This is a genomic window from Paraburkholderia sp. FW306-02-B, from assembly GCF_058782725.1.
Map to the genome: position 1 here is coordinate 3,563,572 of NZ_JBYSXZ010000001.1, position 20,348 is coordinate 3,583,919.

Consider the following 20,348-nt stretch of genomic DNA (forward strand, 5'->3'; position numbering starts at 1 on the left):
TTGCGCGTCAGGTAGAATCAGTCTGGTTACGTTCTCCTTTCCATTCGATGACGACGCTCACCCTGATCGTCGCTCGCGCCAATAACGGCGTGATCGGCCGCGACAACCAGTTGCCCTGGCGACTTCCCGAAGACCTCGCGTTCTTCAAGCGCACCACGATGGGCGCGCCCATCATCATGGGCCGCAAGACGCATGAATCGATCGGCCGGCCGCTGCCGGGACGCCGCAACATCGTGGTGACACGGGATGCCACGCGGCGTTTTCAGGGCTGCGATACCGCAACCACCCTGGAAGACGCGCTCAAGCTGGCCGCGCAGGATCAGGCGCCGGAAGCGTTTCTGATCGGCGGTGCGCAGTTATATATCGAGGGTCTGCGTCAGGCGGACAAGCTGATCATCACCGAGATTTCGGCGGACTTCGAGGGCGACGCCACCTTCCCGGAACTCGACGAAAACGAATGGGAAGAAGTCGCGCATGAAACGCATCGCGCGCACGCACCGAACGATTTCGATTACGCGTTCGTCACCTATCGGCGCAAGGGCGCTTGAGGCTGTTGCCCAGCGTTTGGCGCATCGAGCACGACTCGCACGCGCATGAAAAAACGCCACGCAATGGCTTGCGTGGCGTTTTTGTTCGCAGAGCCCGCCGTTAAAACCAGCGGCTAAAACCGCCGCCTACTGCCCAGCAATCGTCATCCGTTCGATCAGCACCGAACCGGTCTGCTTGGTGCCACGCGTAATCGTATCCGCACCGATCGCGACGATATGGCGGAACATCTCCTGCAACGTGCTCGCCACCGTGATTTCCTCGACCGGGTACTGGATCTTGCCGTTCTCGACCCAGAAGCCAGACGCGCCGCGCGAATAGTCGCCGGTCACGTAGTTCACGCCCTGCCCCATCAGCTCGGTCAGCAACAGGCCCGTGCCGAGCTTCCTCAGCATTTCCTCGAAGTCGTCTTCAGGACGCGTGTTCGAGCTGCTCAGCGACAGGTTGTGCGAACCGCCGGCGTTGCCGGTAGTTTGCATGCCGAGCTTGCGCGCCGAGTAGGTGGACAGGAAATAGCCTTCCACCACGCCGTCTTTCACCACCGAGCGCTGTTTGGTGCGCACACCCTCTTCGTCGAACGGCGCGCTGCCCATCGCACGCGCGACGTGCGGATCTTCGATCACCTGCACGTGCGGCGCGAACACCGGCTTGCCGAGGCTGTCGACGAGAAACGAGGTCTTGCGGTACAACGCGCCGCCGCTGGTCGCCTGCACGAACGCGCCGAGAATGCCGGCGGCGAGCGGCGCTTCGAACAGCACCGGCACCTTGCGGGTGTCGAGACCGCGCGCACCGATGCGCGCCAGCGCGCGTTGCGCCGCGTAACGGCCGACCGCTTCCGGATCGGCGAGCTCATCCGCGCTGCGGGTCGACGTGTACCAGTCGTCGCGCTGCATGTTGCGGGCGCTGCCGGCGATCGGCGCGCACGCGATGTAGTGGCGCGAATACGGATAGCCCGCGAGAAAACCGCGCGAGGTGGCCAGAACGAACTGCGAGTGCTGCGCCGAGACGCTCGCGCCTTCCGAGTTCCTGATCTGCGGATCGGTCGCGAATGCGGCGTCTTCCGCGCGGCGGGCGATTTCCACCGCTTCGTCGGCCGAGAGGTTCCACGGATGATACAGATCGAGATCGCGCGGCGCGGTTTCGAGCAATTCGGCTTCGGCGAGACCCGCGCAGTCGTCTTCGGCGGTAAAGCGCGCGATGTTGTACGCCGCCGCGACCGTGTCCTTCAAGGCCTGCGACGAAAAGTCCGAGGTGCTCGCGTTGCCGCGCTTGTTGCCGATGAACACCGTCACGCCGACCATCTTGTCGCGGTTGTGTTCGATCGTCTCGACTTCGCCGCGCCGCACGGAGACGGACAGGCCGTCGCCTTCGGAGATTTCGGTCGCGGCGTCGGTGCCGCCGAGCGACTTCGCGTGACGAAGGATGTCCGAGGCGATTTCCTTCAGTTCATCCTGGGTGTGCGGAAAAAAGCGCTGCTTGACGTCCATGTCTGCTGCCATTGTCGTTGCCGTCCTGTTCGGGGCCGAGCGGCCCTGTGTGTTCGCACATGCTGCGCACCTGCGTGCGCATTTGCCTGGTTACGCATCCCGCGATCATAGCAAGGTACGCGACGCCGTACCTGGCATTCGCTGAGCGGCGGATAACCGCGGCTTCGCAAGGTGCGAGGCCTTGTGCACAGCAGCACCGCGGGTTCGGCGGGCGCGGCACGCTACAATATCGGCATGACACGCAAAACCCGTATTCAACCCATTGAACCCGTCGAGCCCGAAGTCGACGAGAACGGCTACGACCGTCCCAGCAAGTCCCAGCTCAAGCGCGAAATGCACGAGTTGCAGGAACTGGGCTCAGCGCTGATCGCGCTGCCGAAAGACGCGCTCAAGCGCATGCCGATGCCCGAAAAGCTCGACGACGCGGTACGCGAAGCACGCCGCATCACCGATCACGAAGGCAAGCGCCGCCAGGTGCAGTACGTCGGCCGCGTGATGCGCTCGCTCCTCGACGAGGAAACCGCCGCGCTGCGCACCGCGCTCGACACCTACAACGGCGTCAACAAGGCGGAAACCGCCAAGCTGCACTGGATCGAGCGCACCCGCGAAAAACTGCTCGCCGACGACGCCGCGCTGACCGAATTCATCCGCCAGCACCCGAACGCCGACCCGCAGCAGGGCCGCACGCTGATCCGCAACGCCCGCAAGGAAGCGCAGCAAAGCAAGCCGCCGCGCTACTTCCGCGAGCTGTTCCAGTGGATCAAGAATGCGGACGGCCCGTCCGCCGACACCGATTCCGACGCTGAAGAAGACCGGGAAGACGACGATGACGACCGCGACGCGTAATCCGACGCATAAGCATCCCGACGAAATCGTGATCGGCCTCGTGTCGATCAGCGACCGCGCATCCACCGGCGTCTACGAGGACAAAGGCGTTCCGGCCTTGCAGGAGTGGCTCGGCGCGGCGCTGAGCTCGCCGTGGCAGGTCGTCACGCGCCTGATTCAGGACGACGCGCCGACCATTTCCGCGACGCTGATCGAACTGGTGGACGAAGTGGGCTGCGATCTGGTGCTGACCACCGGCGGCACCGGCCCGTCGCGCCGCGACGTGACGCCCGAAGCGACTTTGGCGGTGGCCACGAAGGAAATGCCGGGTTTCGGCGAGCAAATGCGGCAGATCAGCCTGAATTTCGTGCCGACGGCGATTCTTTCGCGCCAGGTGGCGGTGATCCGCGAAACGGCGGAGCACGCGGCGCTGATCGTCAACTTACCGGGTCAGCCGAAGTCGATCAGGGAAACGCTGGAAGGTCTGCGCGACGGCGAAAGCGGCACGGTGAAAGTGCCGGGCATTTTCGCCGCGGTGCCCTATTGCATCGACCTGATCGGCGGCCCGTACGTGGAAACCAACGCAGACGTGGTGAAGGCGTTCCGGCCGAAGAACGCGCAGCGCGCGCCCCGGCAGGATTGAATCCGAAACTGCAGACGATTTATTCCGCTGCCGGCGCTTCCGGGGCCGGCGCGGCCGACGGAATCAGGAAGTGCTCGCGGTAGTACTTCAGTTCGTCGATCGATTCATGAATGTCGGCCAGCGCGGTGTGCATCGCGCGCTTCTGGAAGCCCTTGTAGATGGCCGGCTGCCAGCGGCGGCACAGTTCCTTCAAGGTGCTGACGTCGAGATTGCGGTAGTGGAAGAAGCACTCGAGGTCCGGCATCCAGCGCGCCATGAAACGGCGATCCTGGCAGATCGAGTTGCCGCACATCGGCGATTTGCCCGGGGGTACATAGGCGCTCAGAAAATCGCGAATCTGTTCGGTAGCGTCGGCCTCGCTGACGGTCGACGCCTTCACGCGGTCGATCAGGCCCGAGCGGCCATGCGTGTTCTGGTTCCACTGGTCCATCCTGGCGAGCGTCTCGTCGCTCTGATGAATCGCCAGCACGGGACCTTCGACCATCCTGTCGAGCGTCGAATTCGTCACCACCACCGCGATTTCGATGATGCGGTCGGTGTCGGGTTCGAGCCCGGTCATTTCCATGTCCAGCCAGATGAGGTTCATGTCGCTGCGCACGAGCGGCGGCTGTTCGGTGGACGCGAGGATGTCAGTCATGAAAGCAACCTTGGTGGCCGGGCAACAGGCTTGCTGGAAGCGCTGGCGCCACGGCGAATGTTCGTTTGAGATTGGTTTGAGCGTGTCCCCGCCGGCAGGCGGGAAGAAACATATAATTCTCGCATAGATACCACGGAATCCCCGGATGCCTACCCTGTACTTCACCGTTCTGTTCGTCGTCGCCGTCGTGGCGATGGTCGGCACCAAACTGTGGCTCGCGTCGCGGCAGATCCGCTTCGTCGCCGGCCACCGCGAGCAGGTGCCGAGCCAGTTTGCCGGCACCATCGCGCTTACCGCGCACCAGCGCGCCGCGGACTACACCGTCGAACGCACCCGGCTGACGATGATCGAGGTCGTCGTCAGCGCCGCCGTGCTGATCGGCCTGACGCTGCTCGGCGGCGTGCAGGCGCTCGATCTGGCGGTCTCCGACTGGCTCGGCCGCGGCTACGCCGGCCAGATCGCGCTGGTCGCCGCGGTGATCGCGATCACCAGCGTGATCGACCTGCCGTTCGACTACTACCGTCAGTTCGTGGTCGAGCAACGCTTCGGCTTCAACCGGATGAGCAAGGGCATTTTCTTCCTCGACCGCATCAAAGGCGTGCTGCTGGGCGCCGCGTTCGGCCTGCCGCTGCTGTTTGTCGTGCTGTGGCTGATGAACCAGGCCGGCAGCCTGTGGTGGCTGTGGACGTGGATCGTGTGGGTCGCGTTCCAGATGCTCGTGCTGGTGCTGTATCCGACCTTTATCGCGCCGCTTTTCAACAAGTTCGAGCCGCTCAAGGACGAAGCGCTGAAAAACCGTATCGAAGCGCTGATGCGGCGCTGCGGTTTCGCCGCGAAGGGCCTGTTCGTCATGGACGGCAGCCGCCGTTCGGCGCACGGCAACGCGTATTTCACCGGCTTCGGCGCGGCCAAGCGGATCGTGTTCTTCGATACGTTGCTGGCGCGCCTGTCGGGCAACGAGATCGAAGCGGTGCTCGCGCACGAACTCGGGCACTTCAAGCGCCGTCACGTGATCAAGCGGATGCTCGTGACGTTTGCGCTCAGCCTCGTGATACTCGCCCTGCTCGGCTGGCTCAACGAAAGCGTGTGGTTCTACGAAGGGCTGGGCGTGCGGCCGTCGCTAATCGGCGGCAATAGCGGCCTTGCGCTGGTGCTGTTCTTCCTCGCGCTGCCGGTGTTCCTGTTCTTCGTCACGCCGCTCGGCAGCCTCAGCTCGCGCAAGCACGAGTTCGAAGCCGACGCCTTCGCCGCGACGCAAACCGATGCGCAAGATCTTGTCAACGCGCTCGTGAAGCTGTACGAGGACAACGCGTCCACACTGACGCCGGACCCGCTCTACACCGCGTTCTACTACTCGCATCCGCCGGCGTCGCAGCGGATCGACCGTCTGCTGCGGCACGCATGAGCGGCCGCTCCCCGAAAGCGCCGCGCGCGCCGTCCAGCACGCACGTAGGCGGCCTGGTGGTGGCCGCCCACGGGCGACACTACCTGGTCGCCCCCGAAGACGGCGGCGCGATGCTGCAATGCTTCCCGCGCGGCAAGCGCAGCGAAGTGGCAGTCGGCGATCGCGTGATCTACGAGCCGACCTCGGCGGATCAAGGCGTGATCGTCGAAATCGGCGAACGGCGCAATCTGCTGTATCGCTCGGATCAGTACAAGTCGAAGCTATTTGCCGCGAATCTCGATCAGCTGCTGATCGTACTCGCCACCGAACCGCATTTCAGCGAAGACCTGCTCGGCCGCGCACTGGTCGCCGCCGAAGCGAACGAACTGAAGCCGTTGATCGTGCTGAACAAGATCGACGTTGTCGCGGAACTGGAAGGCGCGCGGGCGCGGCTCGAACGCTATCGCGCGCTGGGCTATACGGTGGTCGAAGTGTCGATCAAGACGCAGCCTGATGCCGCCCGTGCCGCATTGATCGAGCATCTGCATGACCACTCCACGCTACTGCTCGGCCAGTCCGGGATGGGCAAATCGACGCTGGTGAATCTGCTGATTCCAGACGCCGAAGTCGCGACCCGCGAAATTTCGACCGCGTTGAACAGCGGGCGTCATACCACGACCTTCACACGGCTCTATCCGTTGCCGAACGGTCCAGACGGCGATGGCGGCGCGTTGATCGACTCGCCGGGTTTCCAGGAATTCGGCCTCCATCACCTGACCGAAGGCCGGCTCGAACGCGCGTTTCCCGAGTTTCGTCCGCTGTTGGCGAACTGCCGTTTCTATAACTGTCATCACTTGCACGAGCCGGGTTGCGCGATTCTCGAAGCGGTCGCCGAGGGCCGCATCCGGCGCGAACGGCATGCGCTGTACGCGCAACTGGTGCACGAAGCCAGTCAGATCGTGCGTTGAAATGAAATTGATGCGCGCGCCGAATCTGATCATCGGACAGCATTGGGTCAACGTGCTGGCGGCGGCGGGCATCGCCTGCGAGTTGCACAACCGTTATCTGAACGGTGCGCTCGGCGATATCCCAGCGGATCAGTGCGCGCCTGAGTTGTGGCTCGTCGACGAGCGCGACGAGGCGCTGGCCCAGCGGTTGATCGAGGCAGCTTCGCATGGACCGGCGGCGGGCGCGCCAACCTGGCGCTGCGGTCATTGTGGCGAGACGCTCGAAGCGCAGTTCACGGTGTGCTGGCAATGTGGGACGACGCGCGATCCGCTCGATGGGTGAGCCAGGGTTACCGAGGCGACAAAAAGAAAGGCCGGGTTTTTGCCCGGCCTTTCTTTTATGCGGCAGCGCGCTGGCGTTGGCTTGCGCTCAAGCGAGCCACACCGCGATCGTCAGCATCAACAGCAAGATCATCCACAGCACCACCGCGCGCCACACCAGCCCGACTGCGGATTGCAGCGTGCGCGGCGTGCAGTCGTCGCCGACCTGCATCGGGCCGCCGTCGCCGGTGGCGAGCGCATCCAGACTCGACGGCTCGGCCAGCGGGCCGCTCAAACGCGCACCTAGCGCCCCGCTGCCCGCGGCGAGCAACACACCGTCGTTCGCATCCGGCCACTGACGCGCATGGTTGCGCCATGCATAAATCGCGTCTTCGAAATTGCCGACGATCGCAAAACCGAGCGATGTCAGCCGCGAAGGCACCCAGTCGATCACGAAGAACGCCCGCTGCGCAAAGCTCGAAAACGCGACGGTACGATCGTCGACCGGCCGTGCCCACGTGCGCGCCAGATATTCGGCGATCCGATACAGCACCGCGCCCGCCGGCCCAACCGGAATCAGGAACCAGAAGAACACACCGAACACATGCCGATGCGACGCGACGACGGCATGGATCAGCGTATGACGCACGATCTCGCTGACCGGCATATCGACCGTATCGAGGCCGGTCCATTCGTTGAGAATTTCACGCGCGCGCGGCACATCGTCGTTATTCAACGCGAGGTGGATATCGGTGAAGTAATGGCTGAACTGCCGGAAGCCGAGCGTGAAGTAAAGGACCGCGACGTTCCACAGGAACGCCAGCGCAAAGTGAATGTGGTACAGCACGTAGTAGACGAGCGCGACGGCCAGCGTCCACGGCACCACCACCACCAGCCATGCAAGCAAGCCATGCTTGGGCTTGCCGGCATCGAATCCGTGCGCCGCAGACTCCGCATGGTATTGAAGCAACGCCGACACCGGATTGTTCGGCGACAGCGCGCGCACCTGTTCAATGATCAGAGCCAGCAATACGGAGAAAAAAGTCATGCGATGCGCCGTGCTTTTCGAGTTTTTACGATTATTTTATAACGATAGCACAGGGTCGGATGAGACTGAGCGCGGACGTTGACAAACAGCCAACAACTGCATGGCCGCCTAGGGCGGCCCAAGTGTGAATCAAGCCGCGAGGAACCGATAGAAGTTGCGCAGCATCGCGGCCGTCGCGCCCCAGATGAAATGATGGCCGCCCGCCTGATTCTCGAGATCCGCCGACGCCGTACGCGGATACGGCATCGCGAAAAAACGGCGCTCGCCGCCTTCCCAACGGAACACGCGCTCTTCGTGATGCGCCGGGTTCATCAGAAAACCAAGCGGTACTTCGAAGACTTCGGCCACTTCGAACGAATCGGCTTTCAAAGTGAACGGCGGATGAACCAGGCCGATCACCGGTGTCACACGAAAACCGGTGCCCGTCAGATAGTCGGGCAACGCACCGAGAATCTCGACGCGTAAAGGATCGAGACCGACCTCTTCCTGTGCTTCGCGCAGCGCGGTGGCAATGGCGTCGGCATCGAATGGTTCGTGGCGGCCGCCTGGAAAGCTCACCTGGCCCGCGTGATCGTTCAGATGGTCGGCGCGCTGCGTCAGCAGCACGGTCAAGCCGTTATCGCGAACTACCAACGGCACCAGTACCGCGGCGACTCGCGGATCGGCATAGGTATCGCGCCAGGGCGCTTCGATAACCGGCTCGGGCGTCCAGGAGAGACGCTGCTCGAACCGCGCGCGCAGGCCATCGGGCGTCAGACGCCCGGCAGCCACCGGCGGCAGATCGGCGCCCGTCGCTTCGACAGGCAGAGTTTCAGGCTCAAAGACAGGGCGGGTCAACGGGTCTCTCGGAACGAGCGGATAGGGGACATGCCTCTATTTTGACCTGGCAAACAAAAAAGCACCCGCGAGGGGTGCTTTTTCTTACAGCATTTACGCTTGGGAAGCAGCGCGGTCTTTCGAGACCAGCTTTTCCTTGATCCGGGCCGACTTGCCCGAACGGTCGCGCAGGTAGTACAGCTTCGCACGACGCACATCGCCACGACGCTTCACGACGATGCTTGCCAGCAGCGGCGAGTACGTCTGGAACGTACGCTCGACGCCTTCGCCCGACGAGATCTTGCGGACGATAAACGACGAATTCAGACCACGGTTACGCTTGGCGATCACGACGCCTTCGTAAGCCTGAACACGCTTACGCGTACCTTCAACCACATTCACGCTGACGATCACCGTGTCGCCGGGGGCGAATTCGGGGATGGTCTTCTCGCCGAGGGCGCGCGCGATTTCTTCCTGCTCGAGTTTTGCAATCAGATTCATCACTGACTCCTAAGTCCATCTTGTCGGCGTTCGTACCTGCCTCGCGGAAAACGCTTGGCTACGGCCCCGATAGAGGATGGGTTCACATCAGGCGCCGTACACGCATGTGCGGCGCCGCCTATGTCCGCTCGAAAGACCAAGGCTTTACGCCTTCGACTCTTCCTTCGCGAGACTCGCAAGCCATGCCTCGTCGGCACGGCTCAACATCTTGTTCTTTCTGGCCTTCACGATCAGATCGGGCCGTTTGTTCAACGTGTTGCGCAAGGCTTCACGCCGGCGCCACGCTTCGATTTCCGCATGATGGCCGCCGAGCAGCACATCGGGCACACGCACGCCGGCGTATTCTTCCGGACGCGTGTAATGCGGACAATCCAGCAGCACGTCGACGAAACTGTCCTGCACCGCCGATTGCGAGTCGTTCAACACGCCGGGCAACTGGCGCACGACGGCGTCCATCAACGCCATGGCAGGCAACTCGCCGCCAGACAGCACGAAGTCGCCGAGGCTGACTTCTTCGTCGACGACGCGGTCGAGCAAACGCTGATCGATCGCTTCATAGCGCCCGCACAACAGAATCAGACCGGGTTCGGCAGCAAACTGCATGACACGATCATGATTCAGCGTAGCGCCTTGCGGTGACATCATCACGACGCGCGACGCGCCGATGCCCTGCTCCGCCTGCGCCGCTTTCGCCGCGCCGATCGCGTCTTCCAGCGGCTTGGCCAGCATGACCATGCCGGGGCCGCCACCGTACGGGCGATCGTCGATTGTGCGGTAGTTATCCGTAGTGAAATCGCGTGGATTCCACGTACGCAACCCGTAGCGCTCCTGCTTCGCCGCACGGCTGGTGATACCCCAGTCGGTCAGCGCACGAAACATGTCAGGAAAGAGCGTAACGACATCGAACTGCATCGCTCTCTCCGGTCAGCGACTCATTTAGTAATCGGCTTCCCAGTCGACGATGATCTGCTTCGCCGCCTGATCCACCGTTTTGACAAAGACGCCGACGAACGGGATCAAACGCTCGCCGGTGACCGGCTTACCGCTTTTATCGGTGGCCGGGTATTCGATGCGCAACACCGAGTGCGCGCCGTTGTCGATCATGTCTGCAACCTTGCCGAGGGCGACCCCGGCAACGTTCACCACATCCAGGCCGAGCAGGTCGACCCAATAGAATTCGTCGGCCTCGAGGGCTGGGAATTCGCTGCGGCTGATATAGACGCGGGAGCCGCGCAGTGCCAGCGCCACATCGCGGTCAGTGACGCCGCCCAGATGGGCAACCACACTGTCGCTATGCGTTTTCGCCTGCAGAGACGGCGCCGACTTGCGCTCGTGGCCTTTCATGAGCCACCAGCGCTTCGCGCTCAGTAGCGCATCGCCGCCGTGGCCGGCATCCGCATGCGCGACTACCTTGACCCAGCCTTTGAGGCCATAAGCGTCGACGATTGCGCCGACCTCGACCGCATCGGCCGGCCAGCTTTCCGCTGTTTCCGCGCGCATTTCTTCTGCTGCGCTGGAACCGGCGCCTGCAACATTGGCTTTCGCCTTGCCTTCGGCTCGTTCGACCGGCTTGCGGACGAATGCACCGAATGGCGCCTGATCAGACGTCTTCGCGCGCGGATCCGCCTTGGCGCGACCTGAACTGCCGGAATCACGCTCAGACATGAGAGAGCCTCGCTACCAACTTCGACGCCTGCTTCAGCACGAACTGCAAAATAACTCGCGCATCGGACTGCTCACGCAAGCTGCGCGAGCCGCCGGCCGAACCGACGACGATACGCACGCTGGCTACCATTAAGCAGCCGGCTGCGCCTTTTGCGCTTCTTTCACGAGACGCTCGACGGTCGGCGACAGTTGTGCGCCAACGCCTTGCCAGTACGTCAGGCGGTCTTGAGCGATACGCAGCGACTCACCCTTCGTAGCGACCGGGTTGTAGAAACCAACGCGCTCGATGAAGCGGCCGTCACGACGGTTACGCGAATCAGTTGCGACGATGTTGTAGAACGGGCGCTTCTTGGAGCCGCCACGAGCCAAGCGGATGATGACCATATTAGAATCCTTGAAAACCGGGGTGCGGAACGACTGAAACACGCGATTATAGCGGGAAACCGACGCCATAACAAACACTTACCGGGATAAACTGAGCGACGGGGTTGCGCCGGCCATACAGACCGGCGCGCCAGACAACGTGGAAACGCTCGAATTACCTGACGGAACGCCCGTGGAACTCCTGCTGCTGTCTGCGTTTTTGTTCGCTGCGCTTGCGCTGTTTGTACTGTTTGCGCTGTTCACACTTATTGCCGTTTTTACCCCATTAGCTCCGCCGACCGCCTTCACACGCGCCGCGCGCATGCGATCTCCACGCACCGTGGCAGCGCTGTGGTTTGCCGCCACCGCCCTGCCAGCGCTGGCCGCGTTGCCGGTCGAGCGCATCAAATTGCCGCCCGGCTTCCACATCGAGGTATTGTCGGACGCGGTGCCGAACGCGCGAGCGATGGCGCTCTCGCCGAAGGGCACGCTCTATATAGGTAGCCTCGACGGCCACGTCTACGCGCTCGAACTGCAAAACGGGCGCGTAACGGCTCGCCATCTGATCGCTTCCGGGCTGCAGACGCCGGCAGGCGTCGCGTGGCGGGACGGCGCGCTGTATGTGTCCGCGATATCGAAAATTCTACGCTTCGATGCGATCGACACTCACCTGACCGATCCGCCGACGCCGGTTGTCGTTACCGACAAACTGCCCACAGAGACGCATCACGGCTGGAAATTCATTGCTTTCGGGCCAGACGGCAAACTGTACGTGCCGCAAGGCGCGCCCTGCAACGTCTGCCTGAAAGACCGCGACCGCTTCGCAATGATCGGGCGAATGGACCCGGACGGCAGCCATTATGAGGTGGTGGCGCGCGGCGTACGCAATACGGTCGGCTTCGCGTGGCACCCGGTCACGCACGAACTGTGGTTCACCGACAACGGCCGCGACCTGATGGGCGACGACGTGCCGGACGATAAGCTGAACCACGCGCCGCGCGCCGGCATGGATTTCGGCTTTCCATTCTGCCACGGCGGCGACACGCCCGACCCCGAATTCGGCAAAGACCACCCGTGCAGCTCATTTACCCCGCCGGTGGTCAAACTCGGCGCCCACGTCGCGTCGCTCGGCATGCGGTTTTACAGCGGTCCAATGTTTCCGGCCGCTTATCGCGACAATATTTTCATCGCCGAGCACGGCTCATGGAATCGCAGCACTAAGGTCGGTTACCGCGTCGTGCGGGTGATCACCCGTCCGAACGGCAGCAACGCGCGCCAGGAAGTATTTGCCGAAGGCTGGCTTCAACCCGGCGAAGCAATATGGGGCCGCCCTGTCGACGTACTGCCGATGCCCGACGGGTCGCTTCTGATCAGCGACGATTACGCGGGCGCGGTCTATCGCGTTACGTATAAAGCACCGTGAGCCGTGCGCTGACCTCCTCGCCGGGGCACACAAGCGCCGAAGCACGCACAAATCGGCACCGCCTCATCACCCGCGCCGCGGATGTGGCCGCACGTCGCGTGACCGCCGACGCGCGGCGGGCGTAGAATGCGCGTCGGTCCGCGTCCACCGGCGCGCCGCTCCTTTCGACCGCCTGTCACTCTGCTCTCGCCTACATGTCCACCCTTGCTTCGACTTCCCCGCGCTTCAGATCCAAGACGATTACCGCCGCGCTGGCGTTCTTCTTCGGCAGCCTCGGTGCACATCGCTTCTATCTCTATGGACTGCGCGACATCTACGGCTGGGCACATCTGATCGGCACACTGATCGGCATTCCGGGCGCCATGCTGGTAGTGGCAAGCGAGCGGACCTCGATGCTCGGCTGGGTGCTGGCATTTCCCGGCGCAGTTTCGCTGCTTGCGGCGTTTCTCGCTGCGATCGTCTACGGCCTGCGTCTTGACGAAAAATGGGACGCGCAGTTCAACGCACAAACCCAACGCAAGAGCCGCTCTGGCTGGACGGTTATTTTCGTCGTGATCTTTTCGCTGCTGATCGGCGCGTTCCTGCTGATGACGGGCCTCGCAATCTCGTTCCAGACATACTTCGAAAGCCAGGTGCAAGCGGCCAAAGCGCTGTCGCAATAATGCGCCGCCACTGCGCTAAAAAAGATCGAGTTGCGGATCGTCGCTCGCCGGCTGGGCCGGGCGCAACGGCTCGATACGGCGAAAGTGCGACATATCCAGGATCCCGCGATCCCGCTCGTTCAGACCAAGACGGCGCACCGCTTTGTGGAACCGCTGCTTGAGCAGATCCGCCCACAAGCCCTCGCCCTTCATTCGATGCGCGAACGACGAGTCGTAGTCCTTCCCGCCTCGCATATCGCGCACACGACTCATTACCCGATCCGCACGATCGGGGAAATGCGCCGCAAGCCAATCCTTGAATAGCGGCGCGACTTCCCACGGCAAGCGCAGCACGATATAGCTCGCATTGCTTGCTCCAGCCTCCGCGCAGGCTTCCAGCACGCGCTCCATGTCCGGTTCGGTGACGAACGGAATCACCGGCGCGATGCTCACGCCTACGGGAATCCCCGCCTCGCTCAATGTACGGATCGTGCGCAAGCGGCGCGACGGCGTGGCCGCTCGCGGTTCGAGCGTGCGGGCGATGTCCGCATCCAGCGTGGTGATCGTGATCGCCGCCATGAACTGCCCGTGCGCCGCCATCGGCGCGAGCAGATCGATATCGCGCTCGATCAGCGACGATTTGGTGATCGCCGCAAACGGTTGGCCGCGCTCGCTGAGCACCTCGATCACCCGCCGCGTGAGGCGCAAGTCGCGCTCGGCGGGCTGCCATGCGTCTGTATTGACGCCCAGGGCAATGGGCTCCGGCACATAGGACTTCTTCGACAGTTCGCGCTCGAGCAATTCCGGCGCATTGACCTTCGCATAGATGCGGCTTTCGAAATCGAGCCCGGGCGACAGACCTAAATAACTATGCGTGGGCCGCGCGAAACAATATATACAGCCGTGTTCACAGCCGCGATACGGATTCAGCGACACGCTAAACGGGATATCCGGCGACGCATTGCGGGTGAGAATGGTCTTGGCGTGCTCTTCGAATACCTGGGTGCGCAAGACCTTCGGCTCATCGTCATCCTCGCTGGACGGCAGCCAGCCGTCGTCCACCGCTTCGCGCTGGTCGACTTCATAGCGGCCCTGCAGGTTCGTCACCGCGCCGCGACCCTTGCGAGGCGCTGGCGGAGAGATTGGAAATTCGGTGTCGGGACGGGTCACGGCTCGAGCAGGCAAAAACAAAGACGGTAAACAAAAATAGCGCAGAACACCTGTATAAATATACAGTGTTTACGCCGTTTGTCGAGCCCAGCCTCGTCCTACCAAGCCGCTTAATCGCCGACCGCGATGGTCAGCGTTTCCTTGATCTCTTCCATCACCACATAGCTCTTCGACTGCACCGCGCCGGGCAGTTGCAGCAGGATGTCGCCCAGCAGCTTCCGGTAGTCGGCCATTTCGCCGATACGCGCCTTGATCAGATAGTCGAAATCGCCCGAAACGAGGTGGCACTCCAGCACCTCGGGGATCTTTTGCACCTCGCGGCGGAACTGGTCGAACATGTTGCCGCTTTTGTGATCGAGCGTGATTTCGACGAACACCAGCAACGCCGCGCCCAATTCCGCGGGATTCACGTGCGCGTGATAGCCGGTGATCACGCCGTCACGCTCCATGCGCTTGACGCGCTCAATGCACGGCGTGACCGACAGCCCGACCTGCTCGGCGAGGTCTTTCATCGCCATGCGGCCGTCCTCCTGCAGCAGCCGCAGGATCCTGTGATCGAGTTTGTCGAGGGCGCGAACCGGGTGGCGCTGTGTACGCATGGTGTTTTTGCTGAAAATCTTGAAAATACAATAACAAAACCTACCTAACTGTTAATAGTATAGCGGATAACACTGGGCGAACCGCGTTACACCTCGTGAATCGAACGAATCAAAACGAATCGACGAACACACCGCCCTCAAATCTTGTCGGAGCAACTATGCGAGTCGTCGTTTTGGGCAGTGGCGTCGTCGGGGTGACGAGTGCTTATTATCTGGCGCGTGCGGGTCATGACGTGACCGTGATCGATCGCGAGGCCGGCCCGGCGCTCGAAACCAGTTTTGCCAACGCCGGCCAGATTTCACCGGGCTATGCATCGCCGTGGGCGGCGCCTGGCGTGCCGCTGAAGGCGGTCAAGTGGATGTTCCAGAAGCATGCGCCGCTGGCGATCCGCCTCGACGGCACGCAATTCCAGCTGCAATGGATGTGGCAGATGCTGCAGAACTGCACGGAGTCGCGTTATGCGGTAAACAAGGGCCGCATGGTCCGTCTTGCCGAATATAGCCGCGATTGTCTGCAAGCGCTGCGCGCCGACACCGGTATCCAGTACGAAGGCCGTACCGGCGGCACGCTGCAGGTGTTCCGCACGCAACAACAATTCGACGGCGCCACGAAAGACATCTCGGTGCTGAAAGACGCCAATGTGCCGTACGAACTACTGTCGGCCGCGGAACTCGCTCAAGCCGAACCGGCGCTCGCCGCGGTCTCGCACAAGCTGACGGGCGGCCTGCGTCTGCCGGGCGACGAAACCGGCGACTGCCAGATGTTCACCACGCGCCTCGCGGCGCTGGCCGAGCAACTGGGCGTCATATTCCGCTACAACACGCCGATCGACGCACTCGCGATGGCGGGCGACCGCATCGCCGGCGTGCAGTGCGGCAGCGAGCTGGTGCGCGCGGATTCGTTCGTCGTCGCGCTCGGTTCGTACTCGACCAAATTCCTGTCCGGCCTCGTGAAGATTCCGGTCTATCCGCTCAAGGGCTATTCGATCACCGCGCCAATCGTCAACGCGGCGGCCGCGCCGGTCTCGACCGTGCTCGACGAAACCTACAAGATCGCGATCACGCGCTTCAACGACCGGATTCGCGTCGGCGGCATGGCGGAGATCGTCGGCTTCGACAAGTCGTTGCGCCAGGCGCGCCGCGAAACGCTTGATCTGTGCGTGAACGATCTGTTCCCGGGCGGCGGCGATACGTCGAAGGCCACCTTCTGGACTGGCCTGCGCCCGATGACGCCGGACGGCACGCCGATCGTCGGCCGCACGCCCGTGCCGAACCTGTTCCTGAACACGGGCCACGGCACGCTCGGCTGGACGATGTCGTGCGGCTCGGGTCAGTTGCTGGCCGATGTGATGTCGGGCAAGCAACCCGCGATCAAGGCGGACGACCTGTCGGTGCACCGCTATCTCGGCGAGAGCGCCGAAGCGCATCGTCCGGCTTATGCTTAAGCTTCAACGCTTCGCGAGCGGTTGAGCCGGTCTGCGCAGGATTGTTATCACGGACAGACCGGCCTGACAAAAACAAACGGCGCCTCCACAAGGCGCCGTTTGTTTTTTACGCACGAGCTTTCGCTACATCGCTCGAGATAAGTGAAGCATCAGAACTGATCTTCCGACAACGCCAGCACACCCTCGCCGCCCTTAGCGCTAACGATCGAAGCTTCCAGTGCCGACGCTTGCGGCAACACGTGCTCGGCATAGAACTGCGCGGTGGCAATCTTGGCGCCGTAGAACGACGGATCTTCGGCGCGCTTTTCAGCAGCCACGAGCAACGCGCGCGCCATCTGCCAACCGCCCAGCACGATGCCCGCGAGCTTCAGATACGGCACGCTGCCGGCGAACACTGCATTGGGATCCGATTTCGTATGACCGACAACGAAATCGACCGCGGCGCTCAGCGACCGATGCCCTTGCGCCAGATACTTCTTCATCGATTCGAACGCCGGGCCCTGCTGTGCGCCGAGCGCTTCGACGGTTTCAGCAACGTCAGCCAGCAGCGACTTCGCCACCGCGCCGCCGTCTCGCACCGTCTTGCGGCTGATCAGATCGTTCGCCTGGATCGCGGTCGTGCCTTCGTAGATCGGCAGGATGCGCGCGTCGCGGTAGTACTGCGCGGCGCCCGTTTCTTCGATGAAGCCCATGCCGCCGTGCACCTGCACGCCAAGACTCGTCACGTCGATCGACAGCTCCGTGCTCCAGCCCTTCACGATCGGCACGAGGTATTCGTAGATCGCCTGATGCTCGGCGCGTTTTGCTTCGTCCGGGTGACGATGCGCGATATCGCAGTGGGCGGCGGCAACGTAGGCCAATGCACGCGACGCTTCGGTCAGGCCACGCATCGTCGACAGCATGCGGCGCACGTCCGGGTGCTGAATGATCGCAACAGATTGCTTCGCGGAGCCATCCACAGGGCGGCTCTGCACGCGATCCTTCGCGTACGCGACCGCTTTCTGATACGCGCGGTCCGACACGCCGACGCCCTGCATGCCCACGGCGAAACGCGCCGCGTTCATCATGATGAACATGTATTCGAGGCCGCGATTTTCTTCGCCGATCAGGTGACCGATCGCGCCGCCGTGATCGCCGAATTGCAGCACCGCCGTCGGGCTCGCCTTGATGCCGAGCTTGTGCTCGATCGACACGCAATGCACGTCGTTGCGCTCACCGAGCGAGCCGTCTTCGTTGACGAGAAACTTTGGCACGATGAAAAGCGAAATGCCCTTCACGCCTTCCGGCGCGTTCGGCGTGCGCGCCAGCACGAGATGGGCAATGTTCTTCGCCATATCGTGCTCGCCCCACGTGATGAAAATCTTCGTGCCGAACAGCTTGAACGAACCATCGCCTTGCGGCTCGGCGCGCGTGCGCACCAGCGCGAGATCGGAGCCGGCCTGCGGCTCGGTCAGGTTCATCGTGCCGGTCCATTCGCCGGAAATCAGCTTGGGCACATAGGTTTGTTTTTGCGCTTCGGTGCCGGCGGTGAGCAGTGCTTCGATCGCGCCGTCGGTCAGCAGCGGACACAGCGCGAACGACAGGTTCGACGCATTGAGCATCTCGACGCACGGCGTGGCGATCAGCTTCGGCAGCCCCTGGCCCGCGTAGTCGACCGGGTGTTGCACGCCTTGCCAGCCGCCTTCCGCGAACTGGCGGAAGGCGTCCTTGAACCCGGGCGTCGCGGTAACCACGCCGTCCTTCCAGCTACTCGGGTTGCGGTCGCCTTCGACGTTCAGCGGTGCCAGCACTTCGCCGCACAGTTTCGCCGACTCTTCGAGCACGGCTTGAGCCGTGTCGAGATTCGCGTCTTCGAAGCCGGGCAATTTAGCGATCTCTTCGAGACCGGCCAGCTCTTTCATCGCGAACAGCATGTCCTTGATGGGCGCGTTATACATGTCAGTTCTCCTCCTGCCTTGATATAAAAAGGGCGCTGGACTTGATAGGTCCTGCGCCCTTCATTCGCTGCCAGACGCCTTTTTACAGGACGCCTTGGTGGTTAGCCGAGCTCGCTAACGAGTTCCGGCACGACCGTGAACAGGTCGCCCACCAGACCGTAATCGGCCACGCTGAAAATCGGCGCTTCCGGGTCCTTGTTGATCGCCACGATCACCTTCGAGTCCTTCATGCCGGCCAGATGCTGGATCGCACCCGAGATGCCGACTGCCACGTACAGCTGCGGCGCGACGATCTTGCCGGTTTGTCCCACCTGGTAGTCGTTCGGCACGAAGCCCGCATCCACTGCCGCGCGCGATGCGCCCAGTGCGGCGTTCAGCTTGTCCGCCAGCGGTTCCAGAACCCTGGTGTAGTTCTCGCCGTTGCCCAGCCCCCGGCCACCCGACACGATGATCTTCGCCGACGTCAGTTCCGGACGGTCCAGCTTCGTCACTTCACGGCTCACGAACTGCGTGATGCCTGCGTCCGCTGCTGCTTCGATCTTCTCCACCGTTGCGCTGCCGCCAACGGCCGCGACCGCGTCGAAACCCGTCGTGCGGACCGTGATGACCTTGATCGGATCTTGAGATTGAACCGTTGCGATCGCGTTACCGGCGTAGATCGGACGTTCGAACGTATCCGCCGAATCCACTGCCGTGATGTCGCTGATCTGCGCGACGTCGAGCTTCGCGGCGATACGCGGCGCGATGTTCTTGCCGTATGCGGTGGCCGGCGCGAGGATGTGCGAGTAATCCTTCGCAATGTTCATCACCGTCGCTTCGACGTTTTCTGCGAGGCCCGCTTCAAGTTGCGGCGCGTCAGCGAGCAGCACCTTCGAAACCCCTGCAATCTTCGCCGCGGCATCGGCCGCCGCCTGTGCGTTGTGACCTGCCACCAGCACGTGAATGTCGCCGCCAATCTTCTGCGCGGCTGCAATCGTGTTCAGTGTCGCGGCCTTGATCGACGCACTGTCGTGTTCTGCTATTACCAGATTCGTCATTTGCTCTGTCTCCGCGTATTACTTAAAGCACCTTGGCTTCGGTCTTCAGCTTCTCGACCAGCGTCTTCACATCCGGCACCATCACACCGGCGGAGCGCTTCGGCGGCTCGGCGACTTTCAGCGTCTTCAGGCGCGGCGCAACGTCGACACCCAGGTCTTCCGGCTTGATGACTTCCAGCGGCTTCTTCTTCGCCTTCATGATGTTCGGCAGCGTGACATAACGCGGCTCGTTCAGACGCAGATCGGTGGTGACCACAGCCGGCAGCTTCAGCGACAGCGTTTCGGCGCCGCCGTCCACTTCGCGCGACACGGTTGCCTTGCCGTCCGCGACGACAACCTTCGAGGCAAACGTCGCCTGCGGCAGATTAGCCAGCGCGGCGAGCATCTGGCCGGTCTGGTTCGAATCGTCGTCGATCGCCTGCTTGCCCAGAATCACGAGCGCAGGCTGCTCCCTGTCGACCAGCGCCTTGAGCAGCTTGGCGACCGCCAGCGGCTGCAGCTCTTCATTGGATTCGATCAGGATCGCGCGGTCCGCGCCGATCGCCAGCGCCGTGCGCAGCGTTTCCTGCGATTGCGCGACACCCGCCGACACGGCGATCACTTCGGTCGCCACGCCCGCTTCCTTCAGACGAACCGCTTCCTCCACCGCGATTTCGTCGAACGGATTCATCGACATCTTCACGTTCGCGATGTCGACGCCCGTGCCGTCCGACTTCACCCGGACCTTCACGTTGTAGTCGACCACTCTCTTGACTGGCACCAGGATTTTCATGCACACGCTCCAAAGTTACGAATACGTCAACCCAACGAACATTATAGCGACTGCCCTTACGGCAGCCGCGTCGCGGGCGCTTTAGCAGGAGGATATCGCTCCTCAGCGGCGTGACGGCAATATCGAACGGTCGTTCTATTT

Annotated in this window: 22 protein-coding genes; 9 read left to right on the forward strand and 13 right to left on the reverse strand. The window is 62.6% G+C overall.

What is annotated here, in order from left to right; genetic code table 11:
- Positions 1–47: 47 nt before the first annotated feature.
- On the forward strand, positions 48–548 hold the full coding sequence (locus tag AC3WOG_RS15750; RefSeq protein ID WP_492578850.1) for a dihydrofolate reductase: 501 nt from the start codon (positions 48–50) through the stop codon (positions 546–548).
- A gap of 126 nt (positions 549–674) precedes the next feature.
- On the opposite strand, the gene pmbA is transcribed toward AC3WOG_RS15750, so the two are convergent.
- Positions 675–2,045, reverse strand: a complete 1,371-nt coding sequence (pmbA, locus tag AC3WOG_RS15755; protein ID WP_492578851.1) for a metalloprotease PmbA — start codon at positions 2,043–2,045, stop codon at positions 675–677.
- Between the two features lie 222 nt (positions 2,046–2,267).
- On the opposite strand from pmbA, the gene yjgA reads away from it, so the two are divergent.
- Both yjgA and mog read left to right on the forward strand, forming a co-directional pair.
- Entirely contained in the window at positions 2,268–2,879 is a 612-nt protein-coding gene (yjgA, locus tag AC3WOG_RS15760; RefSeq protein ID WP_492578852.1) for a ribosome biogenesis factor YjgA, read from the forward strand.
- Positions 2,860–3,501, forward strand: coding sequence for a molybdopterin adenylyltransferase (gene mog / locus AC3WOG_RS15765; RefSeq protein WP_492578853.1), 642 nt, complete (start codon positions 2,860–2,862; stop codon positions 3,499–3,501). Before yjgA ends, mog begins: the two co-directional genes overlap by 20 nt.
- 19 nt (positions 3,502–3,520) lie before the next feature.
- Here mog and orn read toward each other — a convergent pair whose 3' ends face one another.
- Positions 3,521–4,138, reverse strand: a complete 618-nt coding sequence (orn, locus tag AC3WOG_RS15770; RefSeq protein ID WP_492578854.1) for an oligoribonuclease — start codon at positions 4,136–4,138, stop codon at positions 3,521–3,523.
- Positions 4,139–4,283: 145 nt separating this feature from the next.
- Between orn and AC3WOG_RS15775 the strand changes: the two genes are divergently transcribed.
- From AC3WOG_RS15775 to AC3WOG_RS15785, 3 genes are read left to right on the forward strand one after another with little or no spacing between them, the layout of a single operon-like run.
- Positions 4,284–5,543 carry a M48 family metallopeptidase gene (locus AC3WOG_RS15775; protein ID WP_492578855.1) on the forward strand — a complete coding sequence of 420 codons (1,260 nt, stop codon included), beginning with the start codon at positions 4,284–4,286 and terminating at the stop codon, positions 5,541–5,543.
- Positions 5,540–6,490, forward strand: coding sequence for a ribosome small subunit-dependent GTPase A (gene rsgA, locus AC3WOG_RS15780; RefSeq protein ID WP_492578856.1), 951 nt, complete (start codon positions 5,540–5,542; stop codon positions 6,488–6,490). The genes AC3WOG_RS15775 and rsgA overlap by 4 nt, the downstream gene beginning before the upstream one ends.
- Before the next feature lies 1 nt (position 6,491).
- Entirely contained in the window at positions 6,492–6,812 is a 321-nt protein-coding gene (locus AC3WOG_RS15785; protein WP_492578857.1) for a putative signal transducing protein, read from the forward strand.
- An 87-nt stretch (positions 6,813–6,899) separates the two neighbouring features.
- Here the strand turns inward: AC3WOG_RS15785 and AC3WOG_RS15790 are convergent, their stop codons facing one another.
- From AC3WOG_RS15790 to rpsP, 6 genes are all read right to left on the reverse strand, one after another.
- Positions 6,900–7,838, reverse strand: coding sequence for a CobD/CbiB family protein (locus tag AC3WOG_RS15790; RefSeq protein WP_408495467.1), 939 nt, complete (start codon positions 7,836–7,838; stop codon positions 6,900–6,902).
- A gap of 129 nt (positions 7,839–7,967) precedes the next feature.
- Positions 7,968–8,675 (reverse strand): CoA pyrophosphatase, encoded by a 708-nt coding sequence (locus tag AC3WOG_RS15795; RefSeq protein WP_492578858.1) that lies wholly within the window; start codon positions 8,673–8,675, stop codon positions 7,968–7,970.
- A 93-nt stretch (positions 8,676–8,768) separates the two neighbouring features.
- Positions 8,769–9,155 carry a 50S ribosomal protein L19 gene (gene rplS, locus AC3WOG_RS15800; RefSeq protein WP_020069334.1) on the reverse strand — a complete coding sequence of 129 codons (387 nt, stop codon included), beginning with the start codon at positions 9,153–9,155 and terminating at the stop codon, positions 8,769–8,771.
- Between the two features lie 144 nt (positions 9,156–9,299).
- Positions 9,300–10,067, reverse strand: a complete 768-nt coding sequence (gene trmD / locus AC3WOG_RS15805) for a tRNA (guanosine(37)-N1)-methyltransferase TrmD (protein ID WP_132373527.1) — start codon at positions 10,065–10,067, stop codon at positions 9,300–9,302.
- Between the two features lie 24 nt (positions 10,068–10,091).
- On the reverse strand, positions 10,092–10,820 hold the full coding sequence (gene rimM, locus AC3WOG_RS15810) for a ribosome maturation factor RimM (protein WP_492578859.1): 729 nt from the start codon (positions 10,818–10,820) through the stop codon (positions 10,092–10,094).
- A 129-nt stretch (positions 10,821–10,949) separates the two neighbouring features.
- Complete coding sequence (rpsP, locus tag AC3WOG_RS15815; protein ID WP_006050280.1) at positions 10,950–11,204, reverse strand: 30S ribosomal protein S16; 255 nt, start codon at positions 11,202–11,204, stop codon at positions 10,950–10,952.
- Positions 11,205–11,505: 301 nt separating this feature from the next.
- Here rpsP and AC3WOG_RS15820 point away from each other — a divergent pair, with 301 nt between their 5' ends.
- Positions 11,506–12,606 (forward strand): PQQ-dependent sugar dehydrogenase, encoded by a 1,101-nt coding sequence (locus AC3WOG_RS15820; RefSeq protein ID WP_492578860.1) that lies wholly within the window; start codon positions 11,506–11,508, stop codon positions 12,604–12,606.
- A 194-nt stretch (positions 12,607–12,800) separates the two neighbouring features.
- Positions 12,801–13,268: an NINE protein gene (locus AC3WOG_RS15825; RefSeq protein ID WP_492578861.1), complete on the forward strand. Its 468-nt coding sequence runs from the start codon at positions 12,801–12,803 to the stop codon at positions 13,266–13,268.
- 15 nt (positions 13,269–13,283) lie between these two features.
- On the opposite strand, the gene AC3WOG_RS15830 is transcribed toward AC3WOG_RS15825, so the two are convergent.
- Positions 13,284–14,417, reverse strand: a complete 1,134-nt coding sequence (locus AC3WOG_RS15830) for a PA0069 family radical SAM protein (RefSeq protein ID WP_492578862.1) — start codon at positions 14,415–14,417, stop codon at positions 13,284–13,286.
- Positions 14,418–14,527: 110 nt separating this feature from the next.
- A complete protein-coding gene (locus AC3WOG_RS15835; RefSeq protein ID WP_492578863.1) occupies positions 14,528–15,016 on the reverse strand; it encodes an Lrp/AsnC ligand binding domain-containing protein in 489 nt (162 codons plus the stop codon).
- Positions 15,017–15,174: 158 nt separating this feature from the next.
- Here AC3WOG_RS15835 and AC3WOG_RS15840 point away from each other — a divergent pair, with 158 nt between their 5' ends.
- Positions 15,175–16,461 (forward strand): D-amino acid dehydrogenase, encoded by a 1,287-nt coding sequence (locus tag AC3WOG_RS15840; RefSeq protein ID WP_492578864.1) that lies wholly within the window; start codon positions 15,175–15,177, stop codon positions 16,459–16,461.
- Between the two features lie 149 nt (positions 16,462–16,610).
- Here AC3WOG_RS15840 and AC3WOG_RS15845 read toward each other — a convergent pair whose 3' ends face one another.
- From AC3WOG_RS15845 to AC3WOG_RS15855, 3 genes are all read right to left on the reverse strand, one after another.
- Positions 16,611–18,398 (reverse strand): acyl-CoA dehydrogenase, encoded by a 1,788-nt coding sequence (locus tag AC3WOG_RS15845; protein ID WP_492578865.1) that lies wholly within the window; start codon positions 18,396–18,398, stop codon positions 16,611–16,613.
- 101 nt (positions 18,399–18,499) lie between these two features.
- On the reverse strand, positions 18,500–19,435 hold the full coding sequence (locus AC3WOG_RS15850) for an electron transfer flavoprotein subunit alpha/FixB family protein (protein ID WP_492578866.1): 936 nt from the start codon (positions 19,433–19,435) through the stop codon (positions 18,500–18,502).
- Between the two features lie 22 nt (positions 19,436–19,457).
- Positions 19,458–20,207: an electron transfer flavoprotein subunit beta/FixA family protein gene (locus tag AC3WOG_RS15855; RefSeq protein WP_492578867.1), complete on the reverse strand. Its 750-nt coding sequence runs from the start codon at positions 20,205–20,207 to the stop codon at positions 19,458–19,460.
- Positions 20,208–20,348: the final 141 nt, after the last annotated feature.

Excerpts from the sequence above, each read along its gene's own strand:
- AC3WOG_RS15750 (WP_492578850.1), top strand. The coding sequence starts at position 48 with ATGACGACGCTCACCCTGATCGTCGCTCGCGCCAATAACGGCGTGATC.
- pmbA (WP_492578851.1), bottom strand. The coding sequence starts at position 2,045 with ATGGCAGCAGACATGGACGTCAAGCAGCGCTTTTTTCCGCACACCCAG.
- yjgA (WP_492578852.1), top strand. The coding sequence starts at position 2,268 with ATGACACGCAAAACCCGTATTCAACCCATTGAACCCGTCGAGCCCGAA.
- mog (WP_492578853.1), top strand. The coding sequence starts at position 2,860 with ATGACGACCGCGACGCGTAATCCGACGCATAAGCATCCCGACGAAATC.
- orn (WP_492578854.1), bottom strand. The coding sequence starts at position 4,138 with ATGACTGACATCCTCGCGTCCACCGAACAGCCGCCGCTCGTGCGCAGC.
- AC3WOG_RS15775 (WP_492578855.1), top strand. The coding sequence starts at position 4,284 with ATGCCTACCCTGTACTTCACCGTTCTGTTCGTCGTCGCCGTCGTGGCG.
- rsgA (WP_492578856.1), top strand. The coding sequence starts at position 5,540 with ATGAGCGGCCGCTCCCCGAAAGCGCCGCGCGCGCCGTCCAGCACGCAC.
- AC3WOG_RS15785 (WP_492578857.1), top strand. The coding sequence starts at position 6,492 with ATGAAATTGATGCGCGCGCCGAATCTGATCATCGGACAGCATTGGGTC.
- AC3WOG_RS15790 (WP_408495467.1), bottom strand. The coding sequence starts at position 7,838 with ATGACTTTTTTCTCCGTATTGCTGGCTCTGATCATTGAACAGGTGCGC.
- rplS (WP_020069334.1), bottom strand. The coding sequence starts at position 9,155 with ATGAATCTGATTGCAAAACTCGAGCAGGAAGAAATCGCGCGCGCCCTC.
- trmD (WP_132373527.1), bottom strand. The coding sequence starts at position 10,067 with ATGCAGTTCGATGTCGTTACGCTCTTTCCTGACATGTTTCGTGCGCTG.
- rimM (WP_492578859.1), bottom strand. The coding sequence starts at position 10,820 with ATGTCTGAGCGTGATTCCGGCAGTTCAGGTCGCGCCAAGGCGGATCCG.
- rpsP (WP_006050280.1), bottom strand. The coding sequence starts at position 11,204 with ATGGTCATCATCCGCTTGGCTCGTGGCGGCTCCAAGAAGCGCCCGTTC.
- AC3WOG_RS15820 (WP_492578860.1), top strand. The coding sequence starts at position 11,506 with ATGCGATCTCCACGCACCGTGGCAGCGCTGTGGTTTGCCGCCACCGCC.
- AC3WOG_RS15825 (WP_492578861.1), top strand. The coding sequence starts at position 12,801 with ATGTCCACCCTTGCTTCGACTTCCCCGCGCTTCAGATCCAAGACGATT.
- AC3WOG_RS15835 (WP_492578863.1), bottom strand. The coding sequence starts at position 15,016 with ATGCGTACACAGCGCCACCCGGTTCGCGCCCTCGACAAACTCGATCAC.
- AC3WOG_RS15840 (WP_492578864.1), top strand. The coding sequence starts at position 15,175 with ATGCGAGTCGTCGTTTTGGGCAGTGGCGTCGTCGGGGTGACGAGTGCT.
- AC3WOG_RS15845 (WP_492578865.1), bottom strand. The coding sequence starts at position 18,398 with ATGTATAACGCGCCCATCAAGGACATGCTGTTCGCGATGAAAGAGCTG.
- AC3WOG_RS15850 (WP_492578866.1), bottom strand. The coding sequence starts at position 19,435 with ATGACGAATCTGGTAATAGCAGAACACGACAGTGCGTCGATCAAGGCC.
- AC3WOG_RS15855 (WP_492578867.1), bottom strand. The coding sequence starts at position 20,207 with ATGAAAATCCTGGTGCCAGTCAAGAGAGTGGTCGACTACAACGTGAAG.